Origin of the sequence: Variovorax ginsengisoli, from assembly GCF_030486595.1 — a bacterium.
GTDB lineage: Bacteria > Pseudomonadota > Gammaproteobacteria > Burkholderiales > Burkholderiaceae_C > Variovorax > Variovorax ginsengisoli_B.
Genome location: NZ_JAUJZH010000017.1, coordinates 98,631 through 125,479, shown reverse-complemented (window position 1 = coordinate 125,479; position 26,849 = coordinate 98,631). Strand labels below are relative to the sequence as shown.

The 26,849-nt window shown below is 67.6% G+C and carries 23 protein-coding genes; 6 read left to right on the top strand and 17 right to left on the bottom strand.

Features of this window, described 5'->3' with window-relative positions; genetic code table 11:
* Nucleotides 1–14: 14 nt before the first annotated feature.
* The 13 genes from QZH52_RS22550 to QZH52_RS22490 form a co-directional block, all read right to left on the bottom strand.
* Nucleotides 15–299 carry a Dabb family protein gene (locus tag QZH52_RS22550; protein ID WP_286531923.1) on the bottom strand — a complete coding sequence of 95 codons (285 nt, stop codon included), beginning with the start codon at nucleotides 297–299 and terminating at the stop codon, nucleotides 15–17.
* On the bottom strand, nucleotides 296–517 hold the full coding sequence (locus QZH52_RS22545) for a hypothetical protein (protein ID WP_301812795.1): 222 nt from the start codon (nucleotides 515–517) through the stop codon (nucleotides 296–298). The genes QZH52_RS22550 and QZH52_RS22545 overlap by 4 nt, the downstream gene beginning before the upstream one ends.
* Nucleotides 517–2,349, bottom strand: a complete 1,833-nt coding sequence (locus QZH52_RS22540; protein ID WP_301812794.1) for an acyl-CoA dehydrogenase — start codon at nucleotides 2,347–2,349, stop codon at nucleotides 517–519. Before QZH52_RS22540 ends, QZH52_RS22545 begins: the two co-directional genes overlap by 1 nt.
* Before the next feature lie 162 nt (nucleotides 2,350–2,511).
* Nucleotides 2,512–3,687, bottom strand: coding sequence for an acetyl-CoA C-acyltransferase (locus tag QZH52_RS22535; protein ID WP_286531925.1), 1,176 nt, complete (start codon nucleotides 3,685–3,687; stop codon nucleotides 2,512–2,514).
* A gap of 31 nt (nucleotides 3,688–3,718) precedes the next feature.
* Complete coding sequence (locus QZH52_RS22530; RefSeq protein ID WP_301812793.1) at nucleotides 3,719–5,188, bottom strand: M20 family peptidase; 1,470 nt, start codon at nucleotides 5,186–5,188, stop codon at nucleotides 3,719–3,721.
* 19 nt (nucleotides 5,189–5,207) lie between these two features.
* Nucleotides 5,208–7,313: a 3-hydroxyacyl-CoA dehydrogenase NAD-binding domain-containing protein gene (locus QZH52_RS22525; protein WP_301812792.1), complete on the bottom strand. Its 2,106-nt coding sequence runs from the start codon at nucleotides 7,311–7,313 to the stop codon at nucleotides 5,208–5,210.
* A 177-nt stretch (nucleotides 7,314–7,490) separates the two neighbouring features.
* Nucleotides 7,491–8,186: an ABC transporter ATP-binding protein gene (locus QZH52_RS22520; protein ID WP_286531928.1), complete on the bottom strand. Its 696-nt coding sequence runs from the start codon at nucleotides 8,184–8,186 to the stop codon at nucleotides 7,491–7,493.
* Nucleotide 8,187: 1 nt separating this feature from the next.
* Nucleotides 8,188–8,958: an ABC transporter ATP-binding protein gene (locus QZH52_RS22515; RefSeq protein ID WP_301812791.1), complete on the bottom strand. Its 771-nt coding sequence runs from the start codon at nucleotides 8,956–8,958 to the stop codon at nucleotides 8,188–8,190.
* Nucleotides 8,955–10,253: a branched-chain amino acid ABC transporter permease gene (locus QZH52_RS22510; protein WP_301812790.1), complete on the bottom strand. Its 1,299-nt coding sequence runs from the start codon at nucleotides 10,251–10,253 to the stop codon at nucleotides 8,955–8,957. The genes QZH52_RS22515 and QZH52_RS22510 overlap by 4 nt, the downstream gene beginning before the upstream one ends.
* 4 nt (nucleotides 10,254–10,257) lie before the next feature.
* Nucleotides 10,258–11,211 carry a branched-chain amino acid ABC transporter permease gene (locus QZH52_RS22505; RefSeq protein ID WP_301812789.1) on the bottom strand — a complete coding sequence of 318 codons (954 nt, stop codon included), beginning with the start codon at nucleotides 11,209–11,211 and terminating at the stop codon, nucleotides 10,258–10,260.
* Nucleotides 11,212–11,291: 80 nt separating this feature from the next.
* Nucleotides 11,292–12,530 carry a branched-chain amino acid ABC transporter substrate-binding protein gene (locus tag QZH52_RS22500; RefSeq protein ID WP_286527629.1) on the bottom strand — a complete coding sequence of 413 codons (1,239 nt, stop codon included), beginning with the start codon at nucleotides 12,528–12,530 and terminating at the stop codon, nucleotides 11,292–11,294.
* A 166-nt stretch (nucleotides 12,531–12,696) separates the two neighbouring features.
* A complete protein-coding gene (locus tag QZH52_RS22495) occupies nucleotides 12,697–14,340 on the bottom strand; it encodes a 3-(methylthio)propionyl-CoA ligase (protein WP_286527630.1) in 1,644 nt (547 codons plus the stop codon).
* A 159-nt stretch (nucleotides 14,341–14,499) separates the two neighbouring features.
* Nucleotides 14,500–16,302, bottom strand: coding sequence for a carboxylesterase/lipase family protein (locus tag QZH52_RS22490; protein ID WP_436411619.1), 1,803 nt, complete (start codon nucleotides 16,300–16,302; stop codon nucleotides 14,500–14,502).
* 234 nt (nucleotides 16,303–16,536) lie between these two features.
* Here QZH52_RS22490 and QZH52_RS22485 point away from each other — a divergent pair, with 234 nt between their 5' ends.
* On the top strand, nucleotides 16,537–17,514 hold the full coding sequence (locus tag QZH52_RS22485) for an AraC family transcriptional regulator (RefSeq protein WP_301812843.1): 978 nt from the start codon (nucleotides 16,537–16,539) through the stop codon (nucleotides 17,512–17,514).
* A gap of 18 nt (nucleotides 17,515–17,532) precedes the next feature.
* Here QZH52_RS22485 and mazF read toward each other — a convergent pair whose 3' ends face one another.
* Together mazF and QZH52_RS22475 are read right to left on the bottom strand one after the other, a co-directional pair.
* A complete protein-coding gene (gene mazF, locus QZH52_RS22480) occupies nucleotides 17,533–17,871 on the bottom strand; it encodes an endoribonuclease MazF (RefSeq protein ID WP_301812788.1) in 339 nt (112 codons plus the stop codon).
* The gene (locus tag QZH52_RS22475) at nucleotides 17,871–18,107 is read right to left on the bottom strand and encodes an AbrB/MazE/SpoVT family DNA-binding domain-containing protein (RefSeq protein WP_286367922.1); all 237 of its coding nucleotides are present in this window, start codon (nucleotides 18,105–18,107) and stop codon (nucleotides 17,871–17,873) included. The genes mazF and QZH52_RS22475 overlap by 1 nt, the downstream gene beginning before the upstream one ends.
* Nucleotides 18,108–18,210: 103 nt before the next feature.
* Between QZH52_RS22475 and QZH52_RS22470 the strand changes: the two genes are divergently transcribed.
* From QZH52_RS22470 to QZH52_RS22450, 5 genes are read left to right on the top strand one after another with little or no spacing between them, the layout of a single operon-like run.
* Nucleotides 18,211–19,692, top strand: a complete 1,482-nt coding sequence (locus QZH52_RS22470; protein ID WP_301812787.1) for a protein adenylyltransferase SelO — start codon at nucleotides 18,211–18,213, stop codon at nucleotides 19,690–19,692.
* The gene (gene msrB / locus QZH52_RS22465) at nucleotides 19,689–20,108 is read left to right on the top strand and encodes a peptide-methionine (R)-S-oxide reductase MsrB (protein WP_286367924.1); all 420 of its coding nucleotides are present in this window, start codon (nucleotides 19,689–19,691) and stop codon (nucleotides 20,106–20,108) included. The genes QZH52_RS22470 and msrB overlap by 4 nt, the downstream gene beginning before the upstream one ends.
* 8 nt (nucleotides 20,109–20,116) lie before the next feature.
* A complete protein-coding gene (locus QZH52_RS22460) occupies nucleotides 20,117–20,656 on the top strand; it encodes a septation protein A (protein ID WP_301812786.1) in 540 nt (179 codons plus the stop codon).
* A complete protein-coding gene (locus QZH52_RS22455) occupies nucleotides 20,653–20,916 on the top strand; it encodes a BolA family protein (RefSeq protein WP_301812785.1) in 264 nt (87 codons plus the stop codon). Before QZH52_RS22460 ends, QZH52_RS22455 begins: the two co-directional genes overlap by 4 nt.
* 51 nt (nucleotides 20,917–20,967) lie before the next feature.
* Nucleotides 20,968–21,753 carry a foldase protein PrsA gene (locus QZH52_RS22450; protein ID WP_286527637.1) on the top strand — a complete coding sequence of 262 codons (786 nt, stop codon included), beginning with the start codon at nucleotides 20,968–20,970 and terminating at the stop codon, nucleotides 21,751–21,753.
* A 74-nt stretch (nucleotides 21,754–21,827) separates the two neighbouring features.
* Here QZH52_RS22450 and ygiD read toward each other — a convergent pair whose 3' ends face one another.
* Together ygiD and purL are read right to left on the bottom strand one after the other, a co-directional pair.
* Nucleotides 21,828–22,679 (bottom strand): 4,5-DOPA-extradiol-dioxygenase, encoded by an 852-nt coding sequence (gene ygiD, locus QZH52_RS22445; protein ID WP_301812842.1) that lies wholly within the window; start codon nucleotides 22,677–22,679, stop codon nucleotides 21,828–21,830.
* A gap of 65 nt (nucleotides 22,680–22,744) precedes the next feature.
* Nucleotides 22,745–26,818: a phosphoribosylformylglycinamidine synthase gene (purL, locus tag QZH52_RS22440; protein ID WP_436411621.1), complete on the bottom strand. Its 4,074-nt coding sequence runs from the start codon at nucleotides 26,816–26,818 to the stop codon at nucleotides 22,745–22,747.
* Between the last annotated feature and the right edge of the window lie 31 nt (nucleotides 26,819–26,849).

The window sequence follows — 26,849 nt, the reverse complement described above, 5'->3', positions numbered from 1 at the left end:
TGTCTCCGGGAAATTCAGGGGGTTTGATAATCGAGCACGCTGCGCGACTCGCGCAGGCTGCCGAGGACGGCCGACACCTCGACGTGCCGGGGGTGCTCCAGGTAGGCCTGCAGCGCCGCCTCGTCGTCGAAGGCCGAGTTCAGCACCACGTCGCAGTTGGCCTCGAGGCCGGGCGTGCGCACGCCGACCTCGAACTGCCGCATGCCCGGCACCAGGCCCTGGCAGCTGTCGAGCCGGGCCTTGAACGCGGCGGCGTCCTTGGGGTTCTTGAGCTTCCACATCACGACGTGCTTGATCATGGTGAATCCTTGCTGTCGGGGAACCGGGAACGGACATAGATCAGCACCACGCCGACGGCCACCAGCGCGGCGCCGGGCACGGCCAGGGCCCAGCCCAGCGCTTCGTCGGCACGGCCGACGGCGATGCCGATGACCACGCCGAAGAGGCCGCCGAAGATCAGGATCCAGATCCATTTCTCGAGCGTCGCATGCGGCTTCGCCTGGGACGCGCCGGCCATCAGAAGGCCTCCTCGGGCAGCGCCGCGCAGGTCGGGTCGCGGCGCTCGACCACCTGCAGCCAGGCACCGATCTTCGGCAATTCATAGTGGAAGAAGAAGTCGGCCGCACCGAGGCGCCCGACCGTGGCCGGCAAGGCCTTGGCGCCGTCGCGCGCCAGCGCGTGCTGCGCGACATCGAGCCAGATCCAGGCCAGCACCACATGGCCGAAGGCCTGCATGTACGGCACCGCATTGGCCAGCGCCTCCTGCGGGTTGCCGGTGGCCCAGGCGGCCCGGGTGGCCGAGCCGACGCGCTCGAGCGCCTCGCCGAGCGCCTTGGCGTGGGCGGCCAGCGCCGGCACCGCGGCGGCGCGGGCGATCGTCTGGCCGACCCGTCCGACCAGCAGCTGCAAGCCGCGGCCGTCTTCCATCAGCACCTTGCGTCCGAGCAGGTCGGCCGCCTGGATGCCGTGGGTGCCTTCGTGGATCATGTTGAGACGGTTGTCGCGCCAGTACTGCTCGACCGGGAAATCGCGCGTGTAGCCGTAGCCGCCATGGATCTGGATCGCCAGCGAATTGGCTTCCAGGCACCATTCGCTGGGCCAGCTCTTGGCGATCGGGGTCAGTACCTCGAGCAGCAGCCGCGCATCGTCGGCCGCCTGCGCGTCGCCGGTCTTCTGCTCGTCGACCAGCCGCGCGCAATAGAGCTCCAGCGCCAGGGCGCCTTCGCAGTACGCCTTCTGGGCCAGCAGCATGCGGCGCACGTCGGCGTGCTCGATGATCCGCACCTGCGGCTTGGCGGCGTCCTTGCCGGCCGGGCCCGCGGGCCGACCCTGTGGCCGGTTCTTCGCGTAGTCGAGCGAGGCGAAGTAGCCCGCCATGCCGAGCATGGTCGCGGCCGTGCCGACGCCGATGCGCGCCTCGTTCATCATGTGGAACATGCAGTGCAGGCCCTTGCCGGGCTGGCCGACCAGGTAGCCCACCGCGCCGGCCTTGCCGCCGACCGGGAACTTGCCCTCGCCGAAATTGAGCAGCGTGTTGGTGGTGCCGCGCCAGCCGAGCTTGTGGTTCAGGCCGGCGAGTGCCACGTCGTTGCGCTCGCCGGTCAGCTGGCCGTCGGTGCCGACCATCTTCTTCGGCACGATGAACAGCGAGATGCCCCGCGTGCCCGGAATCAGCTTGCCGTTCTCGTCGGGAATCTTGGCCAGCACGATGTGCACGATGTTCTCGGTCAGCTCGTGGTCGCCGGCCGAGATCCACATCTTGTTGCCGGTGAGGCGAAAGCGAGGGCCCAGCGGATCGTCCTGGAAATCGGGGCCGTCGGGCACCGCGCGGGTGGCGACGTCGCTGAGGCTGGAGCCGGCCTGCGGCTCCGACAGGCACATGGTGCCCGACCAGCGGCCGGCGAACTCGTTCTTGGCGAAGACTTCCTTTTGCATCTCGGTGCCATGCACCATCAGCAGGTTGGCATTGCCGCTGGTGAGCATGTTCGAGCCGATGCTGACCGAGGCCATGGCGAAGAAGCTGTTGGCCGCCGCCGACAGGGTGTAGGGCAGCTGCATGCCGCCGATGTCGTAGTCCTGGGCGGCGCTCAGCATGCCGGATTCGACGAAGGCCTTGTGGGCATCGTGGGTGGCCTGCGGCAGGATCACCTTCTCGCCGTCGAAGTGCGGCTCCTGGGTGTCGACGATGCGGTTGCTCGGCGCGTACTTCTCGCGCGCGATCCGCTCGCAGGTGTCGAGCACGGCGTCGAAGGTCTCGCGCGAATGGTCGGCGAAGCGCTCGCGGCCGCTGAGCGACTCGGCGTCGAGCCAGTCGTAGAGAAGAAAGTCGAGGGTGGGACGAAGGCTCATGGCGAGGATCGCTGGGCGAGAGGTTGGATTTCGATTCTGCCGCAGCATCCGGTGCCGATGGCAGATGTGCAATGGTGCCCCGGGCGAGCGCCCAGGGCTTCTTTTGCCCGTCGTTGACCGTGAAGGCCTCGCAGGTACGGACCTGCCCGCGAGGCTCGCCCGTCAGAGGACTTCGAACACGCCGGCCGCGCCCATGCCGCCGCCGATGCACATCGTGACCACGACCTTCTTGGCGCCGCGGCGCTTGCCTTCGATGAGCGCGTGGCCCGTGAGGCGCTGGCCGCTCACGCCGTAGGGATGCCCGACCGCGATCGCGCCGCCGTCGACGTTGAGACGGTCAGCCGGGATGCCCAGCTTGTCGCGGCAGTAGATGACCTGCACCGCGAAGGCTTCGTTGAGCTCCCAGAGGTCGATGTCGCTGACCTTCAGGCCCAGGCGGTTCAGCACCTTCGGGATCGCGAACACCGGACCGATGCCCATCTCGTCGGGCTCGCAGCCGGCGACCGCGAAGCCGAGGAAACGGCCCAGCGGCTTCAGGCCCTTTTGCTCGGCGTACTTCTCGTCGACCAGCACGCAGGCGCCGCCGCCGTCGGAGAACTGGCTGGCATTGCCGGCCGAGATCAGGCCGCCGGGGATCGCCGGGCGGATGCCGCTGATGCCTTCCTTGGTGGTGCCGGGACGAATGCCTTCGTCGTTCTCGATCGTGACTTCCTTGGTGCGCAGGCCCAGCACCGCGTCGGCCACGCCGGCCAGCACGGTGATCGGTGCGATCTCGTCCTTGAAGCGGCCGGCTTCCAGCGCGGCGGTGGCCTTCTGCTGGCTGGCGGCGCCGTATTCGTCCATGGCGTCGCGGCCGATGTTGTAGCGCTTGGCGACCTGCTCGGCGGTCTGCAGCATGTTCCAGTAGATCTCGGGCTTGTGCTTCACCAGCCAGGGGTCGGCCAGCATGTGCTTGTTGGCCTCGTTCTGCACGCACGAGATGCTCTCGACGCCGCCGGCCACGTAGACCTCGCCTTCGCCCGCGATGATGCGCTGGGCCGCGGTGGCGATGGTCTGCAGGCCCGAGGAGCAGAAGCGGTTGATGGTCATGCCCGAGGTCGTGATCGGCAGGCCGGCGCGCAGCGCGATCTGGCGCGCGATGTTCGAGCCGGTGGCGCCTTCGGGCGTGGCGCAGCCCATGATGACGTCGTCGACCGAGGCCGGGTCGATGCCGGCGCGCTGCACCGCGTGCTGCACCGCGTGGCCGCCGAGCGTGGCGCCGTGCGTCATGTTGAAGGCACCCTTCCAGCTCTTGGCGAGCGGCGTGCGGGCGGTGGAGACGATGACGGCGCGGGTCATGGTGAGGTCCTTTGAGAAAGAGGAATGACGGTTACTGGGGCTGTTGCGTATCGCGCAGCAGTTGCTGATAGAACTGGATCATCTCGCCGTAGTTGGCGATCGAGACGCGCTCGTTGGTGCCATGGAAGCGCGGCAGGTCTTCGGCCTTGGCCCGGAACGGCGAGAAGCGGTAGACCGCATCGCTCACCAGGCTGAAGTGGCGCGAGTCGGTGGCGGCCGTCATCAGGCCCGGCGCCACGACCGCGTCCGGGAAGGTCTGCCGCACCGCCCGCTCGATCGCGCGGTAGCCGGTGCTGTCGGTCGGCGACACCGGCGACGGCTCGGAATTGCCCGGGTAGCGCTTGACCTGGATCGCGTCGTTGCCGAGCGCGCCCTTGAGGTGCTTCTCGACGCTGTCGATCGAGTCGCCCGGCAGGATGCGGAAGTTGACCGCCGCCTCGGCGCGGCCCGGCAGCACGTTGTCCTTGTTGCCGGCCCGCACGATGGTGAGCGCTGTGGTGGTGCGCAGCATCGCATTGCTGCTCGGGCTCTTCTCGAGTTGCCCCTCGACGAGCGGCCCGGTGAGCCACAGGTTGGACAGCATCACGCGGTTCAGGCCGCTCATCTCGGGGGCCAGCGCGCCGAACATCTGCGCCGCCACGCCCTGGATGCCACCGGGCATCGGCTTCGCCTCGAGCCGCGCCAGTGCGGCGCTCATGCTGCCGATCGCGCTGTGCCGCGGCGGCATCGACGAGTGGCCGGGGGCGGTGTCGATCGAGAGGAAGAAGGTACCGTAGCCTTTCTCGGCCAGGCCGATCAGCGCCGCCGGCTTTGACAGCCCGGGCAGCACGCCGTCCAGCACCAGCAGGCCTTCGTCGAGCACCCAGTCCAGGCGCACGCCGCGCGACTTCAGCAGTTCGGCGATCGGCAGCGCGCCGCGCAGGCCGCTGACCTCCTCGTCGTCGCCCATCACGAGATAGACCGTCTGGGTGGGCTTGAAGCCCTGCCCGATCAGCAACTCGATGGCTTCCATCTGCGCGAACAGGTTGCCCTTGTTGTCGAGCGTGCCGCGGCCCCAGACGAAGCCGTCCTGAATGGCGCCGCCGAACGGGTCGACCGACCAGGCCTTCTCGGTGCCCGGCGCGATCGGCACCATGTCCTGGTGCGCCATCAGCGCGATCGGCTTGGCGGTCGGGTCGCTGCCGGCCCAGGTGTAGAGCAGCGCCTTCTGGCCCACCACCTCTTTCTTGAGGGTGGCATGGACCTTCGGGAACTGCTCGGCCAGGTAGGCATGCAGCTTGTCGAACTCGGCGTCGTTGCCGGTCGGGTTGTCGAGGCTGGACACCGTGCGGAACGGGATCGCGCCCGCCAGCCGCCTGGCGGCAGCCTGGACGTCGATCGCGAGCTTCGGCGCCGGCGCCACGGCAAGTTGCCGCGACGGCGTGCGCCAGGTATTGACCGCCACGGCTGCCGCCAGCGCCACCGGCACCAGCAGCAACGCCAGGAAGACGCGTTTCACCATGAGCGGTCGCCTTCCGTCTTCAGCTGAAGTTCTTGCCTTCGGCCACCAGCTTCTGGATCAGCGCGGCCGGCTGCCAGAAGCTCGCGTCGTCGCGCGGATTCTTCGCGAAGCGCTTCATCGACTCGGCCACGTTGAACAGGCCGACCTGCGAAGCGTAGTGCATCGGGCCGCCGCGCCAGATCGGGAAGCCATAGCCCGTGAGGTAGACCATGTCGATGTCGCCCGACTTCGAGGCGATGCCGTCCTCGAGGATGCGGGCACCTTCGTTGACCAGCGAATAGACCAGGCGCTGGACGATCTCGTCGTCGGAGATCTTGCGCGGCGTGATGCCGAGCTCCTTGCGGTGGTCCTCGATCATCTTGTTGACCAGCTCTGACGGGATCGCATCGCGCTTGCCGGCCTGGTAGTCGTACCACCCTGCCCCGGTCTTCTGGCCGAAGCGGCCCAGCTCGCAGAGCTTGTCGGCCGTGCGGCTGTACTTCATGTCGGCGATCTCGGTCGCGCGGCGCTTGCGGATGGCCCAGCCGATGTCGTTGCCGGCCAGGTCGCCCATGCGGAACGGGCCCATCGCGAAGCCGAATTTCTCGATCGCGCGGTCGACCTGCTGCGGCGTCGCGCCTTCGTCCAGCAGGAAGCCCGCCTGGCGCGAATACTGCTCGATCATGCGGTTGCCGATGAAGCCGTCGCAGACGCCCGAGACCACCGCGGTCTTCTTGATCTTCTTGGCCAGCGACATCACCGTCGCCAGCACGTCCTTGGCGGTCTTCTTGCCGCGCACCACTTCGAGCAGCTTCATCACGTTGGCCGGGCTGAAGAAGTGCATGCCGACCACGTCCTGCGGACGCTTCGTGAAGGCGGCGATCTTGTCGACGTCGAGCGTCGAGGTGTTGGACGCCAGGATGGCACCGGACTTGGCGACGCGGTCGAGTTCCTTGAACACCGCTTCCTTGACGCCGAGTTCCTCGAACACGGCCTCGATGACCAGGTCGACATCCTTCAGGTCGTCGTAGCTCAGCGTGGTGCTCAAGAGCGCCATGCGCTGCTCGTACTTGTCCTGCTTGAGCTTGCCCTTCTTGACCTGGGCTTCGTAGTTCTTCTTGATGGTGGCCACGCCGCGGTCGAGCGCTTCCTGCTTCATCTCGAGGATCTTGACCGGGATGCCGGCGTTCAGGAAGTTCATCGAGATGCCGCCGCCCATGGTGCCGGCGCCGATCACGCCGACCGACTTGATGGCGCGCTGCGGCGTGTCCTCGGGCACATCGGGAATGCGCGATGCCGCGCGCTCGGCCATGAACAGGTGGCGCAGCGCCATCGATTCGGGCGTGAACATCAGCGCGGTGAAGAGCCGGCGCTCCTCGGCCATGCCCTGGTCGAACTTCAGCTGGGTCGCGGCCTGCACGGCATCGACGCACTTGAGCGGCGCCGGGTAGTTCTTGGACATGCCGCCGACCATGTTCTTGGCGAACTGGAAGTAGGCGTCGCCCTGCGGGTGCTTGCACGGCAGGTTGCGCACCAGCGGCAGTGCATCGCCGGTCTTGCCGGCCACGTGCCTGGCGAGTTCGAGCGCTTCGTCGAACAGCGACTCGGCCGATCCCGAGAGCTTGTCGAACAGCTTCTGGCCGGGCATCGACGCCAGCACCTCGCTCTTGACGGCCTCGCCGCTGACGATCATGTTGAGCGCGGTCTCCACGCCCAGCACGCGCGGCAGGCGCTGGGTGCCGCCGGCGCCGGGCAGGAGGCCCAGCTTGACCTCGGGCAGCGCGACGCTGGTGCCGGGTGCCGCAACGCGGTAGTGGCAGCCCAGGGCCAGTTCGAGGCCGCCGCCCATGCAGACCGAATGGATGGCCGCGACGATCGGCTTGGTGGAAGCCTCGAGCGCCAGGATGACGCTCAGCAGGTTGGGCTCCTGCAGCGCCTTGGGCGTGCCGAATTCCTTGATGTCGGCGCCGCCCGAGAAGGCCTTGCCCTCGCCGGTGATGACGATCGCCTTGACGGCCGGGTCGTCGATGGCCTTGGAAAGCCCGTCGGTGATGCCGACCCGGGTCGAGAAGCCGAGGCCGTTGACCGGGGGGTTGTTCAGCGTGATCACGGCGACGTCGCCGAGCACTTTGTATTCAGCCGTCATGCTGCGTTCCTTTGGGATGGGAGAGGATCGAAAAAACGGGTTCGAGGGCCATGGCGCGATCAGACGCCAAGACCCCGCTCACAAAAAGCACGAGTGTTCTTTTTTATCGAATTCTAGGCGTTTCGAGGGACCGGGCAACCATGCCAAGTCGCTGCCGGGACAAGGCGCCGAGGAGGATTAGACCTCCAGCCATTCCTTCCGGGTAGTGGCATCGGCCCTGAGGCTGTCGGGCGTGCCGTCGAACACGATGCTGCCGTGCCCCATGACCAGGGCCCGGTCGGAGATCTGCATCGCGATGGTCAGCTTCTGCTCGATCAGCAGCACCGAGATGCCCTTGTCCTTGAGCGTGCGCAGGTACTGGCCGACCAGCTCGACGATCTTCGGCGCCAGGCCCTCGGTCGGCTCGTCGATGATGATCAGGTCGGGGTCGCCCATCAGCGTGCGGCACAGGGTCAGCATCTGCTGCTCGCCGCCCGACAGCACGCCGGCCTCGGTGTGCTGGCGCTCCTTGAGCCGCGGGAACATGCCGTACATGTCGTCGAACGACCAGCGGCTGCCGCGGCCGTTGCCCTTCTGGCCCAGCAGCAGGTTCTGGTGCACCGTGAGCTTGGGAAAGATGTCGCGGTTCTCGGGCACGTAGCCGATGCCCATGTGCGCCACCTCGTAGGCCTTCTTGCGCAGGATGTCCTTGTCCTTCCAGCGCAGCGTGCCTTCGGCATGGACCAGGCCCATGATCGCCTTGGCGGTGGTCGAGCGGCCCGAGCCGTTGCGGCCCAGCAGCGCGACGATCTCGCCGGGACCGACGTCGAACGAAACACCATGCAACACATGGCTCTTGCCGTAATAGGCGTGAATGTCTTGGAGTTTCAGCATGTCAGTGTGCTCCGCCCTGCGCATCGGCCACCGAGGAACCCAGGTAGGCCTCCTGCACGCGCGCATTGGCGCGCACCGCGGCCGGGGTGTCGAAGGCGATCACCTCGCCGTAGACCACCACCGCGATCTTGTCGGCCAGGCCGAACACCACCCCCATGTCGTGCTCCACGGTGAGCAGCGTCTTGCCGACCGTCACCTGCTTGATCAACGCGATGAAGTGCGAGGTCTCGGTCTTGCTCATGCCGGCGGTCGGCTCGTCGAGCAGGATGACATTGGCGCCGCCGGCGATCGTGACGCCGATCTCCAGCGCCCGCTGCTCGGCATAAGTGAGGTTCACGGCCTGCACGTCGCGCTTGCGGTCGAGGCCGACCTGGTGGATCAGTTCCTCGGTCCGCGCGTTGGCATCGTGCAGGTTCGACAGGAAGCGCAGGAAGCTGTAGCGGTAGCCCAGGCTCCACAGCACCCCGCAGCGCAGGTTCTCGAAGACGCTGAGCTTCGGAAAGATGTTGGTGATCTGGAAGCTGCGCGACAGGCCCAGCCGATTGATCTCGAACGGCTTCTTGCCGTCGATGCGCTGGCCGTCGAGCAGCACCTCGCCGCTGCTGGGTGCGAGCCGGCCGCTGATCAGGTTGAACAGGGTCGACTTGCCGGCGCCGTTCGGGCCGATGATGGCGATCCGCTCACCGGCCTCCACGGCCAGGTCGACGCCGCGGATGATCTCGGTCTTGCCGAAGTTCTTGCGCAGCGACTTGAGTTCCAGGGCGTGGGTCATGCGAGCTCCCTCCGCTTGATCTCGGCCTCGATCTGCTCCTGGGCGGTGCCCCAGGCCCGCACGAAGCGCCGCCGCGCGAACTCGAGCGCGATGAGCCCGATGACCAGGATCAGCGACGCGCCGAGCCAGCTGGCCACGCCGGAGGTGTCGAGCGAAACGCCCATGAACGGGAGGCTCGGCCCCAGGGCCGAATTGAGCTGGATGTGATAGATCATCTCGATGAGGGCGGCGGCGCCGATCACCACCGGGATGATCGCCACCAGCAGGCCGCCGTAGAGCGGCCAGAACTGCTTGAACTTGCCGAACTTGGCCACGCGCAGGTTCATCATCACCAGGCTGGCGATGCCGCCCGGCGCGAACATCACCATGAAGACGAAGACCAGCCCGAAATAGAGCTGCCAGGCCTTGGAGAGCTCCGACAGCAGCACCGCGGCGAAGACCAGCAGCACCGCGCCGATGATCGGCCCGAAGAAGAAGATCGCCCCGCCCAGGAAGGTGAACAGCAGGTAGCTGCCCGAGCGCAGCGCATTCAGGCTGTCGGCCGCGTTGACGATCTCGAAGTTGATCGCCGCCAGCCCGCCGCCGACGCCAGCGAAGAAGCCGGCGATGATGAAGGCGAAGTAGCGCACCCGCTGGGTGTTGTAGCCGATGAACTCGACCCGCTCCGGGTTGTCGCGCACCGCGTTCAGGATGCGGCCCAGCGGCGTGCCGGTGAAGGCGTACATCAGCGCGGTGCAGATGAAGCAGTAGACGGCGATCAGGTAGTAGACCTGGATCTGCGGCCCGAAGGTCAGGCCGAAGAAGGGCCGACCGTAGACGCGGTCGGTCGTGATGCCGCCCTCGCCGCCGAAGAAGCCCGGGAACATGAGCGCCATGGACGCCACCAGCTCGCCGATGCCCAGCGTGATCATCGCGAAGGTGGTGCCCGACTTCTTGGTCGTGACGAAGCCCAGGATGATCGCGAAGAACATGCCCGCCAGCCCCCCCACCACGGGGATCAGCACCAGCGGGATCGGCAAGGCGCCCTTGCTCGCGAGGTTCATCGCATGGATCGCGATGAAGGAGCCGAGCCCGACATAGACCGCATGCCCGAAGCTCAGCATGCCGCCCTGCCCGAGCAGGATGTTGTAGCTCAGGCAGATGATGATGAGATAGCCCATCTGCGAGAGCATCGTCAGCGCCAGGCTGGTCTTGAAGACCATCGGCGCGACGATCAGGACGATCGCGAACAGCGACCAGATGAAGAAGCGCCCGAGGTTCAGGGGCTTGAAGCGGTAGTACTGCGTATTCGTCATCGGATCAGTCTTCGCGCGTGCCGAGCAGGCCCTTGGGCCTGAAGATCAGGATCAGGACCAGGAACAGATAGGGCAGGATCGGCGCCACCTGCGAGATGGTGAGCTTGAGCAATGGGTAGCCGAAGCTGCTTTCGGTCACCGCCACGCCCATCGCCTGCAGGCCGCCGGCCATCGACTGGTCCATCGCCACCGCGAAGGTCTGGACGATGCCGATCAGGAGCGACGCCAGGAAGGCGCCGGCCAGCGAGCCGAGGCCCCCGACCACCACCACCACGAAGATGATCGAGCCCACCGACGCGGCCATGGCCGGCTCGGTGACATAGGTGTTGCCGCCCACCACGCCGGCCAGCCCGGCCAGCGCGGCGCCGCCGCCGAACACCAGCATGAAGACGCGCGGCACGTTGTGGCCGAGCGCCTCGACCATTTCAGGATGCTTGAGCGCAGCCTGGATCACAAGGCCGATGCGGGTGCGCGTGAGCAGCAGCCACACCGACAGCAGCATCAACAAGGCGACCAGCATGATGAAGGAGCGCGACTTCGGGAACTGGGTGCCGTAGATCGTGAACAGCGGGCCCTGCAGCTGGCTCGGCAGCGCATAGGGGACGGTGGAGCGGCCCCAGACCAGCTGCACGACCTCGAGGATCAGGAACGAGAGACCGAAGGTCACCAGCAGTTCGGGTACATGGCCGAATTTGTGGACCCGCCGCAGGCTGTAGCGCTCGAAGCCGGCGCCGAGCGCCCCGACCAGCAGCGGCGCGATGAACAGCGCCGGCCAGAAGCCGATGATGCCGGACAGCGTGTAGGCCACGTAGGCCCCCAGCATGTAGAAACTGGTGTGCGCGAAATTGAGCACACCCATCATGCTGAAGATCAGCGTCAGGCCAGAGCTCAGCATGAACAACAGCAAGCCGTAGCTCACGCCGTTGAGCAGCGAGATGACGAAAAATTCGACGTTCATCGGTCCTCGGGGTCACGTGGAAAAGAAAAGAGGCCCGAGTGTTGAAGTCGGGCCTCGACCGGTCAGCGCGAAGTCATGCCTCAGGGGCTGGGCCGCTTCATTTCGCAGGTGGTGGGCGTGCTGGCGACGTAGGGCTCGTAGTACTTGACCGGCACGAAGGTGTAGCCCGTGTTCTCGGAGTCGATCGGGAACTTGCCGCCGGCCTTCTCCCACTTCGACACGTAAAGGCCCTGCTGCAGCTGGTGGTCGGTCTTGCGCATCTCGACCTCGCCGTTGAAGCTCTTGAAGCGCATGCCCTCGAGGGCTGCCGCCACCTTGACCGGATCGGTCGACTTGGCCTTGACGAAGCCGTCGACCAGCATCTGCAGCGAGGTGTAGGCGGCCGAGGTGTAGAGGTCTTCCTTGAACTTCTTGTTGAAGTCGACGGAGAGGCGCTGGATCTCGCCGCCCATGTTGTAGTGTCCGTAGCCGACCTGGAACACCTTGCCGTCCGAAGCCGCGCCCATGGCGGTCGGCGTGCCGCTGACCGTGCCATAGTAGGTGTAGAACTTGACGTTGTTGAGCCCGGCGTCGTTGGCCGCCTTGATCAGCAGCGACAGGTCGGAACCCCAGTTGCCGGTGATCACTGTGTCGGCGCCCGAGGCCTTGATCTTGGCGATGTACGGCGAGAAGTCGCGCACCTGCGCGAGCGGATGCAGGTCTTCGCCGACGATCTGGACGTCAGGCCGCTTGCGCGCCAGATTCTCCTTGGCGTACTTGGCCACCTGCACGCCGTGCGAGTAGTTCTGGTTGAGCAGGTAGACCTTCTTGACGTCCGGCTGGTCCTTCATGAAGGTGGTCAGCGCTTCCATCTTCATGGAGGTGTCGGCGTCGAGGCGGAAGTGCCAGTAGCTGCACTTGCTGTTGGTCAGGTCGGGATCGACCGCCGCGTAGTTCAGGTACAGCACTTCCTTGCCCGGGTTGCGGGCGTTGTTCTTCTCGAGCGCGTCGATGATCGCGAGCGCGGCGCCGGAGCCGTTGCCCTGCACCACGTAGCGTGCACCCTGGTCCATGGCCGAGCGCAGGGCGCTGGTGGTTTCCTGCGGGCTCAGCTTGTTGTCGATGCCGATGATCTCGAACTTGACCCCGGCCGCGTTCTTCTTGTTGAACTCGTCGGCCAGGAACTGGAAGGTCTTCAGCTGGTTGGTGCCGACGGCGGCCATCAGGCCGGACAGCGGATCGAGCCAGGCGATCTTCACGGTCTCGCCCTTCTGGGCGAAGGCGCCGGTGGCACTCGCGACGAGGATGGCGGCGGTGGCGATCTTGAGGGTGAATTTCATTTCTTGTCTCCTAGTTCAGGCTGTCAGGGCTGGGCGAGATTACAAGTCTTTGAGGACCCGCCCGTCAGGGAATGCCCGTAAGGACGAGGCTGCCGGGGCGGTTTCTATCACCCATGCGACAGCCCCGTTCGGGCTGGTGCTACTCGGCGGTAGGATGGGCTCGTTTTCAGACCCCCGGCAGCTTGTAGTCGCGCAGCAATTCGCGCAACTTGGTCTTGAGGATCTTTCCGGTGGCACCGATCGGAATCGCCTCCACGAACACCACGTCGTCGGGGATCTGCCACTTGGCGGTCTTGCCCTGGTAGAAGGCGAGCAGTTCGTCGCGCGAGACTTCGCCGCCCGGCTTTTTCACCACCGCCACGATCGGCCGCTCGTCCCACTTGGGATGGAACACGCCGATGCAGGCCGCCATCGCGATCGCCGGGTGCGCCACCGCGATGTTCTCGATGTCGATCGAGCTGATCCATTCGCCGCCCGACTTGATCACGTCCTTGCTGCGGTCGGTGATCTGCAGGAAGCCGTCGGCATCGATGGTGGCGACGTCGCCGGTCGGGAACCAGCCGCGGCCCTCGGCGTCGGTGTCCAGCGGGTTGCCGCCCTCCCCCTTGAAGTATTCCTTGACCACCCACGGACCCTTGACGAGCAGGTCGCCGTAGGCCTTGCCATCCCAGGGCAGTTCCTCGCCATTGCCGTCGACAATCTTCATGTCGACGCCGAAGATCGCGCGGCCCTGCTTCATGCGGATCGCGGTCTGCTGCTCGGGGCTCTGCGCCAAGTGCTTGTTCTTGAGCGTGCAGAGGGTGCCGAGCGGCGACATCTCGGTCATGCCCCAGGCGTGCAGCACGTCGACCCCGTAGAGCTCCTGGAAGGCGTGGATCATGGCCGGCGGACAGGCCGAGCCGCCGATCACGGTACGCTTCAGGCTCGAGAACTTCAGGCCGTTGGCCTGCAGGTGGCCCAGCAGCATCTGCCAGACGGTCGGCACGCCGGCCGCGAAGGTCACCTTCTCGGCCTCGATCAGGTCATAGACCGACTTGCCGTCCAGCGCCGGGCCGGGGAACACTACCTTGGCGCCGACCAGGGCCGCCGAATACGGGATGCCCCAGGCGTTGACGTGGAACATCGGCACCACCGGCAGCACCGAATCGCGCGCCGAAATGCACATCACGTCGGGCAGCGCGGCGGCGTAGGCGTGCAGCAGGGTCGAGCGGTGGCTGTAGAGCGCGGCCTTCGGATTGCCCGTCGTGCCGCTCGTGTAGCACATGCTCGACGCCGAGTTTTCGTCGAAGCTGGGCCACGGATAGACATCGGAGCGCTGGCCCATCCAGGCTTCGTAGCTCACCAGGTTCGGCACGCCAGTGTCGGCAGGCAGCTTGTCGGCATCACACAGCGCAATCCATTTCCGGATCGTGGTGCACTTGGCGTGGACCGCCTGCACCAGCGGCAGGAACGACAGGTCGAAGCACAGGATCTGGTCTTCGGCGTGGTTCGCGATCCAGGCGATCTGGTCGGGATGCAGCCGCGGGTTGATCGTGTGCAGCACGCGGCCGGAGCCGCTCACGCCGTAGTAGAGCTCGAGGTGGCGGTAGCCGTTCCAGGCCAGCGTGGCGACCCGGTCGCTGAACAGCAGCTGCTCGTCCTCGAGCGCGTTGGCGACCTGCCGCGAACGTGCGGCGACCTGGCGCCAGGTCGTCCGGTGGATGTCGCCCTCGACCCGCCGCGAGACGATTTCGGCGTCGCCATGGTGGCGCTCGGCGAACTCGATCAGCGACGAGATCAGCAACGGTTGGTCCTGCATCAAACCCAGCATCTATCAGCTCCTTGCGTAAGTATTCTTGGTAATTCTGAGGGGAAAGCCAATGTAACCACCGGCGCTCTGCTGGTCCCGAGAATCCTTCAAATCCGTGTTGCAGTGCAATGCCAGAAACCCGCAGTCGGGTCCCCGAGGAGACCGGCTGCGAACGGCCGGCTATTGGGTCGAGATGCTGGCTGCGCCGGGGGTGGCGTCGAGCAGCAGCCGCGAGGGCCAGGGCGCCCAGGTCGTGCCCAGTGCCGCGCTGTTCGGGTCGCCGCTGCGCATGAAGGCGGCGATGCTGCCCATCATGGCGTTGGACAGCGCTTCCCTGCCCGGCCGGTTGGCGGCGCTGAAGCTCGCGTTGGAGAACAGCGACGGCCCGAAATTGCCGAACACGAAGCCCAGGTCGAAGGCATGTGCCGCGCCATAGACCTCGTTCCAGGGCGGCGGCAGCTGGGCCCAGTCGAACTGGTAGTGCCACAGGTTCGACTGCTGCGTCTTCAGGGTGTTCAGGAGGTTGTCGCGGCTCGGCACCATGAAGGCGTTGGTGATCCGCGCGGTCATCGCGTCGTAGCCCGTGACCGGCGTCGTCACCGGCAGGTAGGCCGGGTCGATGATGTCGGCCGAGGTCAAGGTGGTGGCCGCGTCCGGGTTGAAGTTCTGCATCATCGTGAAGCGGGTCGCATCGTCGATCTTGAGGCCGGGCTTGGGGCCGCCGACCAGCGGCAGGAAGGGCGTGAAGAGCTTGCCCTCGTCGCGCGTGACGCCGACCAGGGTCGGCACCTTCAGGTACTGGCCGGCGGCCATCGCCGCGATCGGGTCGGTCGGCAAGAACGTGCCGTCCGGGATCGGGCCCGAGCCGGTCAGGCCCTTGGCGAGCACGATGCCCAGGATGGTCCTGGCGTCCTTGGCGCGCAGGTAGTCGGCGACGTCGGCCGGGCTCATCCCGGCGGCGTAGGTGGTGGCCGCAGCCAGGTCGGCCGCCTTGCCGTCGGCCACCAGCAGGTTCAGCAGCAGGCCGTTGCCCTGCGCCAGGTAGGCCGAGGCCGGATTCAGCGTCGGCAGGCTGCCGGGCGGCAGGTTGGTCGCCAGCGAGATGCCGCCCGACAGCGGCATCGCCTTGTGGAACAGGCCCTTGGCCATCGGCGACGCCATCAGGGCCAGCAGGTTGATCGCGCCGGCCGACTGCCCCATCACCGTGACGTTGGCGGCGTCGCCGCCGAAACCGGCGATGTTCTTCTGGACGTAGCGCAACGCCGCCAGGTTGTCGAGCAACGCGAAATTGCCCGAATCGTCGCCTTCGGTGCCGCCCACGTGCAGTTGCGGCAGGTTCAGGAAGCCGAGCACGCCCAGGCGGTAGTTGGCCGTGACGATGACCGCATTGGCCTTCTTCGCCAGATTGGCGCCGTCGTAGACCGGGTCGGCCGTGTAGCCCGAGATGTTGCTGCCGCCGTGGATGAAGAGCAGCACCGGCAGCTTCTCGTCGCTGCTCGCCGGACGCCAGATGTTGAGCGTCAGGCAATCCTCGCTGCCGACCGGGGTGTTCAAGGTGCTGGCGATCGTGGCGTCGTAGGTGTTGTTGGCGCCGGGACCGTAGAGGCGGCCGTTCTGCAGGCAGGGGTTGCCGAACTGCTTGGCCGGTCGGATGCCGGCCCAGGCTTCGGGCTCGGCCGGGGCCCGCCAGCGCAGCGCGCCGACCGGCGGCCGGGCAAACGGCAGGCCCTTCCAGGACCAGGTGCCCGAGCGGGCGCTGTCTTCGATGCCTTCGACCTTGCCCTGGGCGGTGGTGCGCACCGTGGGCGCTTCGGCGGGCGGTGTCTCGGGAACGGTGGTCGAGGTCGTCGGCGTCATGGTCGGGGTCGCGGCCGCCGCGGGCGGCGGAACGCTGAAAGTGGGATCGGACGATCCGCCGCAAGCGGCGATCATGGCGCACAGTAGCACCAATCCCGCGCCCCATTTCCGGCTTGTCGTGGTCATGTCTTGTCTCCTCGTCGGGTTATCCGGAATGCGCGCGGCCGGGACCGGCCGCGATACTTCTGGGCTTCTTCGCGAGCCCGGAAAAATTCTAGGAACGACCCGCCCCATGCCTGCTATCGCAAGCGCGCCAATCCAGTGACTTCAGAGACGCGACCATCGGAATCGGTGCGACCTGCGCCCCCCTCGGCCCCGCTGCGCACCAGTTCGGGCGCCTGGCTGCGGGGCGTGCTCGACATGTTCGCGGCCGAAGGGCTCGATGTGCCGTCCCTGCTGCGCGACTGCGGCTTCGACGCCACCGGGCTCGACCGGCCCGAGGCCCGCTTTCCGGCCGACGACATCAGCCAGCTGTGGCAGCTGGCCGTGGCCCGCTCCGGCAAGGCCACGCTGGGCCTCTCGCGCGAACTGGCCGCCCGCCACGGCAATCTCGACACGCTGGGTCACGCGATGACCTGCAGCCCGTATCTGCATGCGGGCCTGGAGCGCCTGGCGCGCTACCTGGCGGTGGTCTCGGACGCCGCCACCTTCGAACTCGACGCCGAGCCGCGCGGCCATTGGCTGGTGCTCGGCCACGTCGGCAGCCGACGGCCGGTGCCGCGCCAGCGGGTCGAGTACGGGATGCTGACCATGCTGGTGCTGTGCGGCTGGCTGACGCGGCGCGAACTGCGGCCGCTGGCGGTCGAGTTCGTGTACCCGGCACCGTCGAGCGAGGCGCCGCACCGGGCCGCCTTCGGCTGCGCGATCCGCTTCGGCGCCGCCGCCAACCGGCTGCTGCTGGCCGACGCCGACATGCGAGCGGCGATCCCTTCGCAGCACCCGGCACTGGCGGCGCTGCACGAGCGCCTGCTCGACGAGCAACTGATCAGCCTGGCCGACAGCACGATCAGCCGGCGGGTCTGCGCCGAGATCGCGCGCCGGCTGCCCGCGGGCGAGCCGCGCCGGCAGGATGTGGCCGCCGGGCTCGGCGTCACCGAGCGCACCCTGCAGCGGCGGCTGCAGGCCGAATCGAATTCCTACCAGGCCCTGCTCGACCAGACCCGGCGCGAGTTGGCCCAGCAGTACCTGGCCGACCGGCGCCACACCCTGACCGATGTCGCCGACCTGCTCGGCTTTGTGGACAGCAGCAATTTTTTCAGGGCGTGCAAGCGCTGGTTCGGATTGCCGCCGGCGCAGTACCGGGCGCGATGCCTTGATGGCGGCACGGTGCCGAGCTGAGTGCGGCGCCTTGGCGCCTCAGGGCTTCCCGACCAGCGCCAGGATCCTGGCCCTGACATCCGACAACTCCCGCGCCGAAACCTGCCCCTTTCGGATCGCCCTCCGAGTCTTCCAGTCCAGGCCCTTGACCTGGTCCGCGAGCACCGCGGTCGCCCGGCTGCCGGCAATCGGGACCTCGAAGGGATAGCCCTTGATCTGCGTCGTCATCGGGCAGCACAGCATCAAGCCGGTCTTGCCGTTGTAGGCGGCCGGGCTCAGCACCAGTGCCGGGCGATGGCCCGACTGCTCGTGCCCGGCTTGCGGATCGAACTGCAGCCACACGATGTCCCCGGTTTCGGGCACGTAGCGGCTCGCCATCACCATTCCTTGCCGACCGCCGGACCGAACTCGGCCTCGCCGTGCAGGTTCTCGGGCGTGATCCCGGCCAGCAGGTCCGCCAGGTCGACCGCATCGCGCACCGGCTCGATCACGATGCGGCCACCTTCGTCGCGCACATCCACCGTCTGATCGAGTTGCAGGTTGAGCGACTTCATCACGGACGCCGGAAGCCGGACCGAGGCGCTGTTGCCCCACTTCTTGATCACCACGTGCATGACACCCCCATGTATCGACAATGTATATACTTTAACCGCCTTGGCCACGCCCCGGGATGGCCTCAGCTGCCCGGGGTCTCGCCCGCTGCAGGACAATCGCCCCATGAGCATGCTTGCAGACGAAGCGGACCTGGTCGACCTGGGTCTGCGCTGGGCCCCGGGCTTTTCGGCGCTGGGCCCCGCCTTCTTCACCGAACTCCAGCCGCGCCCCCTGCCCGACCCCTACTGGGTCGGCGTCAGCGCCCGCGTGGCAGGCGATCTCGGCCTGGACCCATCCTGGCTGCAATCCGACGAAGGCCTGGCCGCCTTTGTCGGCAATTCGCCAGTCGCCGGCACCCGCCCGTTCGCCAGTGTCTACAGCGGCCATCAGTTCGGCGTCTGGGCCGGACAGCTCGGCGATGGCCGCGCGATTTTCCTGGGTGAAACCGCCGGGGGACTCGAGGTCCAGCTCAAGGGCGCCGGCCCGACGCCCTACTCCCGCATGGGCGATGGCCGGGCAGTGCTGCGTTCGAGCATCCGCGAATTCCTCTGCAGCGAGGCCATGCACGGCCTGGGCATCCCGACCACGCGGGCCTTGTGCGTGACCGGCTCCGACGCCCGGGTACGCCGCGAAGAACTCGAAACCGCCGCCGTCGTGGCGCGGGTCGCGCCCAGCTTCATCCGCTTCGGCCACTTCGAGCATTTCGCCGCCAACCAGCGCGAAGACGAGCTGCGCGCCCTGGCCAACTACGTGATCGACCGCTACTACCCGGAGTGCCGCGTCAGCCCCCGCTTCGGAGGCAATGCCTATGCCGCGTTGCTCGAGGCGGTCAGCGAACGCACCGCCGCCCTGGTGGCCCAATGGCAGGCGGTCGGCTTCTGCCACGGCGTGATGAACACCGACAACATGAGCATCCTCGGGCTCACGATCGACTACGGGCCGTTCCAGTTTCTGGACGGCTTCGACCCGCGCCACATCTGCAACCACAGCGACACCTCCGGCCGCTACGCCTTCAACCAGCAGCCCAACGTCGCCTACTGGAACCTGTTCTGCCTGGCCCAGGCCCTGCTGCCGCTGATCGGCGACCAAGAGGTCGCAGTCGCCGCGCTGGAATCGTACAAGACCGTGTTCCCGCGCGAGTTCGAGGCCCGGATGCGGGCCAAGCTGGGCCTCGCCGAGGCCGCCGAGGGCGACCGCGCCCTGATCGAAGGCGTGCTCAAACTGCTGGCCCAGGAAAAGGTCGACTACACGATCTTCTGGCGCCGGCTCTCCCATGGCGTGGCCAGCGGCGATGTCGAGCCGGTGCGCGACCTGTTCGTCGACCGGCCGGGCCTGGATGCCTGGCTGCAGAGCTACGCCGGGCGCCGTGCCGGCACGCCGGCCGCGGACACCGCCGCCCGGATGCTGCGCAGCAATCCAAAATTCGTCCTGCGGAACCACCTGGGCCAGCAGGCGATCGAAGCCGCCGGGCAAAAGGATTTCTCCGGCGTCGCCACCTTGCTGCGCCTGCTCGAATCCCCATTTGACGAACATGCCGGCCGCGACGCGTTCGCCGGCTTCCCGCCCGACTGGGCCTCCACGATCGAAATCAGCTGCTCATCATGACTTCACCCGTCCAGAAAACCGATGCCGAATGGAAGGCCCTGCTGGCCGAGAAGGGCGCCGAGCGCGGCGCCTTCGAGATCACGCGGCACGCCGCCACCGAGCGGCCCTTCACCGGCAAGTACGAAGCCCATTGGGACGACGGCACCTACCATTGCATCTGCTGCGGCGCCAAGCTGTTCGAGTCGGCCACCAAGTTCGACGCCGGCTGCGGCTGGCCCAGCTTCTCGCAGGAGGCCGTGCCCGGCGCGATCCGCAACATCGTCGACCGCTCGCACGGCATGGTGCGCACCGAGAACGTCTGCGCCAACTGCGGCGCCCATCTGGGCCATGTGTTCCCCGACGGACCGACCGAGACCGGCCTGCGCTACTGCATGAATTCGGCTTCGCTCGAGTTCAAGGATCGCGAAACCGACTGAAGCCGAACATGAAACTCATCCTCGACTTCTTCCCGATCCTGCTGTTCTTCGGCGCCTTCAAGCTCTACGACATCTACACCGCGACCGGCGTGCTGATGGGCGCCACCGCGCTGCAGATGGCGATCATCTGGTTCATGGAGCGCCGGCTGCAGCCGATGCAGAAGGCGACGCTGGTGCTGATCCTGTTGTTCGGCTCGCTCACGCTCGCGCTGCATGACGACCGCTTCATCAAGTGGAAGCCGACGGTGCTCTACGGCGCCATGGCGATTGCGCTGGCGGTCGCGCTGTGGGGTTTCAAGAAGAACTTCCTGAAGATGCTGCTGGGCGGGCAACTCGAACTTCCGGCCCAGGTCTGGGGCAAGCTCAACGTCGCCTGGATCGCCTACTGCCTCTTCATGGCGGTCCTCAACGGCTATGTCGCGGCCTACTTCACGACCGAGGCCTGGGTCAACTTCAAGCTCTGGGGCTACGTCTTCCCGATCGTGTTCCTGGTCGCGCAGGGGATCTACATCTCGCCGCATCTCAAATCGGACAAGCCCGCAGCATGAACCTCCCGACCGCCAGCGACCTCGAAGCGCGGCTGCGCGAAACGCTGCAGCCCACGGCGCTCGAGGTGATCGACGAAAGCGCCGCCCACGCCGGCCATGCGGGCGCCGGCGCCGAAGGCTACGGCACGCATTTCCGGGTCCGCATCGCCTCCCCTCTGTTCGCCGGCAAGCCCCGCGTGGCGCGCCATCGGCTTGTGTATGATGCGCTGCAACTTTTCATCGCACAGGGCCTCCACGCGCTTGCCATCGAGACGCTCTAGGGCGTCGTTCACATCACCCGCACGGTCGTGCGGCGACAACCCCCTCCCCTTATGAAGAAAAACATCCTCAAGGCCGTCGCGCTCGCCACCCTGGTCGGCGCCATTCCGTTCGCCGCCCTGGCGCAGAACGCCGCCATCGTGAACGGCAAGGCCGTGCCGAAGGCGCGCATGGACGTGCTGGCCCAGCAACTCGCGGCCGCCGGCCGCCCGGTCACGCCCGAGATGCAGGGACAGTTGCGCGAGGAAGTCATCGCGCGCGAGGTCTTCATGCAAGAAGCCCAGAAGCAAGGTCTGGACGGCACCGACGACTACAAGAACCAGCTCGAGCTCGCGCGCCAGGCGATCCTGATCCGCCAGCTGTTCGAGAACTACCGCAAGAACAACCCGGTGACCGACGCGGACGTCCAGGCCGAGTACGACAAGTTCGTCGCCGCCAACAGCGGCAAGGAATACAAGGCGCGCCATATCCTGGTCGAGACCGAGGACCAGGCCAACAAGATCCTGGCCGACCTCAAGAAGGGCGCCAAGTTCGAGGACATCGCGAAGAAGCAGAGCAAGGACCCGGGCTCGGGCGCCAACGGCGGCGACCTCGACTGGGCCGCGCCCGCGAGCTTCGTGCCCGAATTTTCGGAAGCCATGATCAAGCTCAAGAAGGGCGAGACCACGGCGGCACCGGTGAAGTCGCAGTTCGGCTACCACATCATCCGTGTCGACGACATCCGCCAGGCGCAGCTGCCGAAGCTCGAAGAGGTCAAGCCGCAGGTCGTGCAGCAGCTGCAGCAGCAGCGGCTGCAGAAGTACCAGGAAGACCTGCGGGCGAAGGCCAAGGTCGAGTAATTGCCGCGGGCCCGGCGAGGCCGGTTCCACCGTATTCCTCAAGAGGGCCGGGCTTTCGCCGGCCCTTTTTGCTTTCAGCCCCAGACCACCGAACGCATCGAGATCGATGCCGACTGGAAGTCGGCGTTGAAGAAGCGCGGCGCTTCCTTGCCATCGACCGCACCGGCGGCGTAGAGCAGCGGCAGGTAGTGATCGTGCGTGGGATGGGCCTGCGCCGCGATCGGGCCCAGGCTCTTGAAGTCCGGCAGGGCGGCGAGCTGGCCGTTCCTGATCTGCTCGCCGACGATGCGGTCGAACTCGATCGCCCAGTCGTAGGCCTGGTCGGGGCTGGCCTCGCGGCGCGTGGCGCGCAGGTTGTGCACGATATTGCCGCTGCCGACGATCAGCACGCCGCGCACGCGCAGCGCCCGCAGCTGCTGGCCGAGCTGGTAGTGCTGGGCCGGTGGGCGGCTGTAGTCCATGCTGAGCTGCACCACGGGGATGTCGGCGCGCGGGAACATCGGCTTGACCACCGACCAGGTGCCGTGGTCGAAGCCCCACTCGGCCTCGTCCAAGCCCAGCGCGGCGCCGTCGAGCGGCTGGCGCACGCCCCGTGCGATCTGCGCTGCCGCTTCGGGCGCCCCGGGCGCGGGGTACTGCTGATCGAACAGCTCCTGCGGAAAGCCGCCGAAGTCATGAATGGTCTTGGGCCGGGCCATGCCCGTGAGGAACCAGCCGCCGCGTGTCAGCCAGTGCGCGGAGACGCACAGGATGAGCTGCGGCTTCGGGTAGCGGGCGCCGAACTCGGCGCCGAGCGCCTGCCAGCTCCTTCGATAGGCGTTGTCGCCGATGGCGTTCATCGGACTGCCGTGGCCGACGAAGAGCAGCGGCATGCGCGGCGATTTCTTCAGCGCGCCGAAGGCTTCGGCCGCGCCGGACAGGGGCATCCTTCCGAGCAGCGCGCCGCCCACCACGGCGCTGGCGCCGAGCACCGAACGTCGCCGCACGGGGCTCAGCCCACCCACTTGCGCGCGTTGCGCCAGATCCGCATCCAGGGGCTGAGCGCGCTGCGGTCGCCCGAGGTCCAGCTCATCTGGATGTTGCGGAAAACCCGTTCCGGATGCGGCATCAGCGCCGTGAAGCGGCCGTCGGCGGTGGTCACCGAAGTCAGGCCGCCGGCGCTGCCGTTCGGGTTGAACGGATAGCGCTCGGTCGCCTGGCCGTGGTTGTCGACGAAACGCATCGCCGCGATCGCCCGGGCCGGGTCGCCGCGGTGCTTGAAGTTGGCGTAGCCCTCGCCGTGCGCCACCGCGATCGGCATGCGGCTGCCGGCCATGCCGGCGAAGAACAGGCTGGGCGACTCGAGCACCTCGACCATCGACAGCCGGGCCTCGAAGCGCTCGCTCTGGTTGGTCGTGAAGCGCGGCCAGGCCTCGGCGCCCGGAATGATGTCGGCCAGCTCGGCGAACATCTGGCAGCCGTTGCACACGCCCAAGCCGAAGGTGTCGGCGCGGCCGAAGAAGCCCTTGAACTGCTCGGCCAGCCTCGGGTTGAAGGTGATGCTGCGGGCCCAGCCGATGCCGGCGCCCAGCGTGTCGCCGTAGCTGAAGCCGCCGCAGGCCACCACCCCCTTGAAGTCGGCCAGGTCCGCCCTGCCCGTCTGCAGGTCGGTCATGTGGACGTCGAAGGCCTCGAAGCCGGCCTCTGTGAAGGCATAGGCCATCTCGACATGCGAGTTGACGCCCTGCTCACGCAGGATCGCGACCTTGGGGCGGGCCAGATTGAGGAATGGCGCGGCCACGTCGTCGGTCGCGCCCGGTGCCAGCAGCACGTGGGCGCCCGGGTCCTGCGGGTCGCCGGCGGCGGCGTGTTCGGCATCGGCGCAGTCGGGGTTGTCGCGTTCGCGGCAGATCTTCCAGCTGACCGAATCCCAGACCTGGTGCAGGTCGGCGAGGCTGGCGCTGAAGACCGCCTTGGCGTCGCGCCACACTTCGACCTTGCCCTTGCCGGCGTCCATCGGCGAACTGGCCGGCCGGGTCTTGCCGACAAAGTGGCTGTGGGCGCTGAGCCCGTGGGCGCGCAGGGTCTGCATGACCTCGTTGCGCTCGGCGGTGCGCACCTGCAGCAGCAGGCCCAGCTCTTCGTTGAAGAGCGCCTTGAGCGTGAGCTCTTCGCGCCGCGCGCTGACCTGGCCGGCCCAGTTCTTGGCGTCGCCGTATTCGGCGCGGCTGTCGCTGATGCCGTCGCCCTCGGTGACCAGCAGGTCGACATTGAGCGCCACGCCGACATGGCCGGCGAAGGCCATCTCGCAGGCGGCCGCGAACAGGCCGCCGTCGCTGCGGTCGTGCAGCGCGAGGATCTTGCCCTCGGCGCGCAGCGCGTTGACCGCGGCGACCAGCTTCACCAGGTCTTGCGGATCGTCGAGGTCGGGCACCGTGTCGCCGCTCTGGCCCAGCGTCTGCGCCAGGATGCTGCCGGCCATGCGCTGCTTGCCGCGGCCCAGATCGACCAGCACCAGCGTGCTGTCGGGCTCGCCGGCATCGAGCTGCGGCGTCAGCGTGCCGCGGACGTCGGCCAAGGTGGCGAAGGCGGTGACGATCAGGCTCACGGGCGACGTGACCTTCTTCGCCTCGCCGCCGACCTGCCACTGGGTGCGCATCGACAGCGAATCCTTGCCCACCGGGATCGAGATGCCGAGCGCCGGGCAGAGCTCGAGGCCGACGGCCTTGACGGTCTCGTACAGCGCCGCATCCTCGCCGGGCTCGCCGCAGGCGGCCATCCAGTTGGCCGACAGCTTGACCCGCGACAGTTCGATCGGCGCCGCCAGCAGGTTGGTGATGGCCTCGGCCACCGCCATCCGGCCCGAAGCCGGGGCGTCGAGCGCGGCCAGCGGCGTGCGTTCGCCCATGCTCATCGCCTCGCCCGCGAAGCCGCGGTAGTCGGCCAGCGTGACGGCGCAGTCGGCCACCGGCACCTGCCACGGGCCGACCATCTGGTCGCGGTGGCTCAGGCCGCCGACGGTACGGTCGCCGATGGTGATCAGGAAGCGCTTCGAGGCCACGGTCGGGTGCGCCAGCACGTCGATCGCGGCCTGCTGCAGGTCGACGCCCGTCAGATCGAGCGGCTTGAAGCTGCGCGCCACGGTCTGAACGTCGCGCAGCATTTTCGGCGGCTTGCCCAGCAGCACGTCCATCGGCATGTCGACCGGCTGCGCCTCGGCGCCTTCGTCGGCCACCAGCAGCTGGCGCTCCTCGGTCGCCACGCCGACCACCGAGAACGGGCAGCGCTCGCGCTCGCAGAAGGCGCGGAACTGCGCCAGCGACTCCGGCGCGATGGCCAGCACGTAGCGCTCCTGGCTCTCGTTGCACCAGATCTCCTTGGGCGCCATGCCGGATTCTTCGAGCGGCACCGCCCGCAGGTCGAAGCGCGCACCGCGGCCGGCGTCGTTGGTCAGCTCGGGGAAGGCGTTGCTCAAGCCACCGGCACCGACGTCGTGGATCGCCAGGATCGGGTTGGCCTCGCCCTGCTGCCAGCAATGGTTGATGACTTCCTGCGCCCGGCGCTCGATCTCCGGGTTGCCGCGCTGGACCGAGTCGAAGTCGAGTTCGGCCGCATTGGCTCCGGTCGCCATCGAGCTGGCGGCGCTGCCGCCCATGCCGATGCGCATGCCCGGCCCGCCGAGCTGGATCAGCAGCGCGCCGGCGGGAAAACGGATTTTCTTGGTCTGGCCGGCATCGATGCTGCCGAGGCCGCCGGCGATCATGATCGGCTTGTGGTAGCCGCGCTGGACCGTGTCCCGGTCGCTCTCGATCGCCTGTTCGTATTCGCGGAAGTAGCCCAGCAGGTTGGGCCGGCCGAACTCGTTGTTGAAGGCGGCGCCGCCCAGCGGGCCCTCGGTCATGATCTGCAGCGGGCTCGCGATATGGCCGGGCTTGCCGTAGCTGCCCTCGGCGGGCCACAGCTTCGAGACCGTGAAGCCGGTCAGGCCGGCCTTCGGCTTGGAGCCGCGCCCGGTGGCGCCCTCGTCGCGGATCTCGCCTCCGGCGCCGGTGGAGGCGCCCGGGAACGGCGAGATCGCGGTCGGATGGTTGTGGGTCTCGACCTTCATGAGCACGTGGCTCAGCGCCTCTTCCTTGCGGTAGCCGCCGGATTCGGAGGCGGCCACGAAACGCTCGATCTGCGTGCCCTCCATGACCGAGGCGTTGTCGGCATAGGCGATCACCGTGTGCTGCGGGCTCAGGCGCTCGGTGTTGCGGATCATCGAGAACAGGCTCTGCGGCTGCGCCGCGCCGTCGATCACGAAGTCGGCGTTGAAGATCTTGTGACGGCAGTGCTCGCTGTTGGCCTGGGCGAACATCATCAGCTCGACGTCGCTCGGGTTGCGGCCCAGGCGGGTGAAGGCATCGACCAGGTAGTCGATCTCGTCCTCGGCCAGGGCCAGGCCGAAGCGGCTGTTGGCCTCGACCAGCGCCGCCCGGCCGCCGCCCTGGACGTCGACCTGCGCCATCGGCTGCGGCGGCAGTTCGGCGAACAGTTCGGCCGCCTGCTCGATCCGGGCCAGCACCGATTCGGTCATGCGGTCGTGCAGCAGGTCGGCCACCGCGGCCAGCTTGTCGCCTTCGAGCACCGGCGCCTTGCCGAGCAGGGGCGCCTTGAGCACCAGGTGGTACTCGGTCACCCGCTCGACCCGGCGCAGCGCCAGGCCGCAGTTGTGGGCGATATCGGTGGCCTTGGAGGCCCAGGGCGACACCGTGCCCAGCCGGGGCGTGACCACCACCGTCGACCCGGCCTTGGCCGGCGCCACGAAGGGCTCGCCATAGCCCAGCAGGGCGGCAAACCGCTCTTTCGCGCCCTGGTCGAGGGGGTCGTCGGTGACCACCAGGTGGACGAAACGGGCGCTCAGGCCCTCGATGCGCGGCTCGACCGCCTGCAGGCGGGGCAGCAGCTGCCGGGCCCGGAAATCGCTGAGGGCGCTGCCGCCCTCGAAGAAGCTCACCACGGGGGCGGCATGGACAGCACGAGGGGAAGACGGGTTCACGGGCAGCGTCACGTTCGGGTCGGCCGCAGGGGCCGCGTTGGGATTCATGAGAATGAGGCGGCGGCCGCTGACTGGGGCC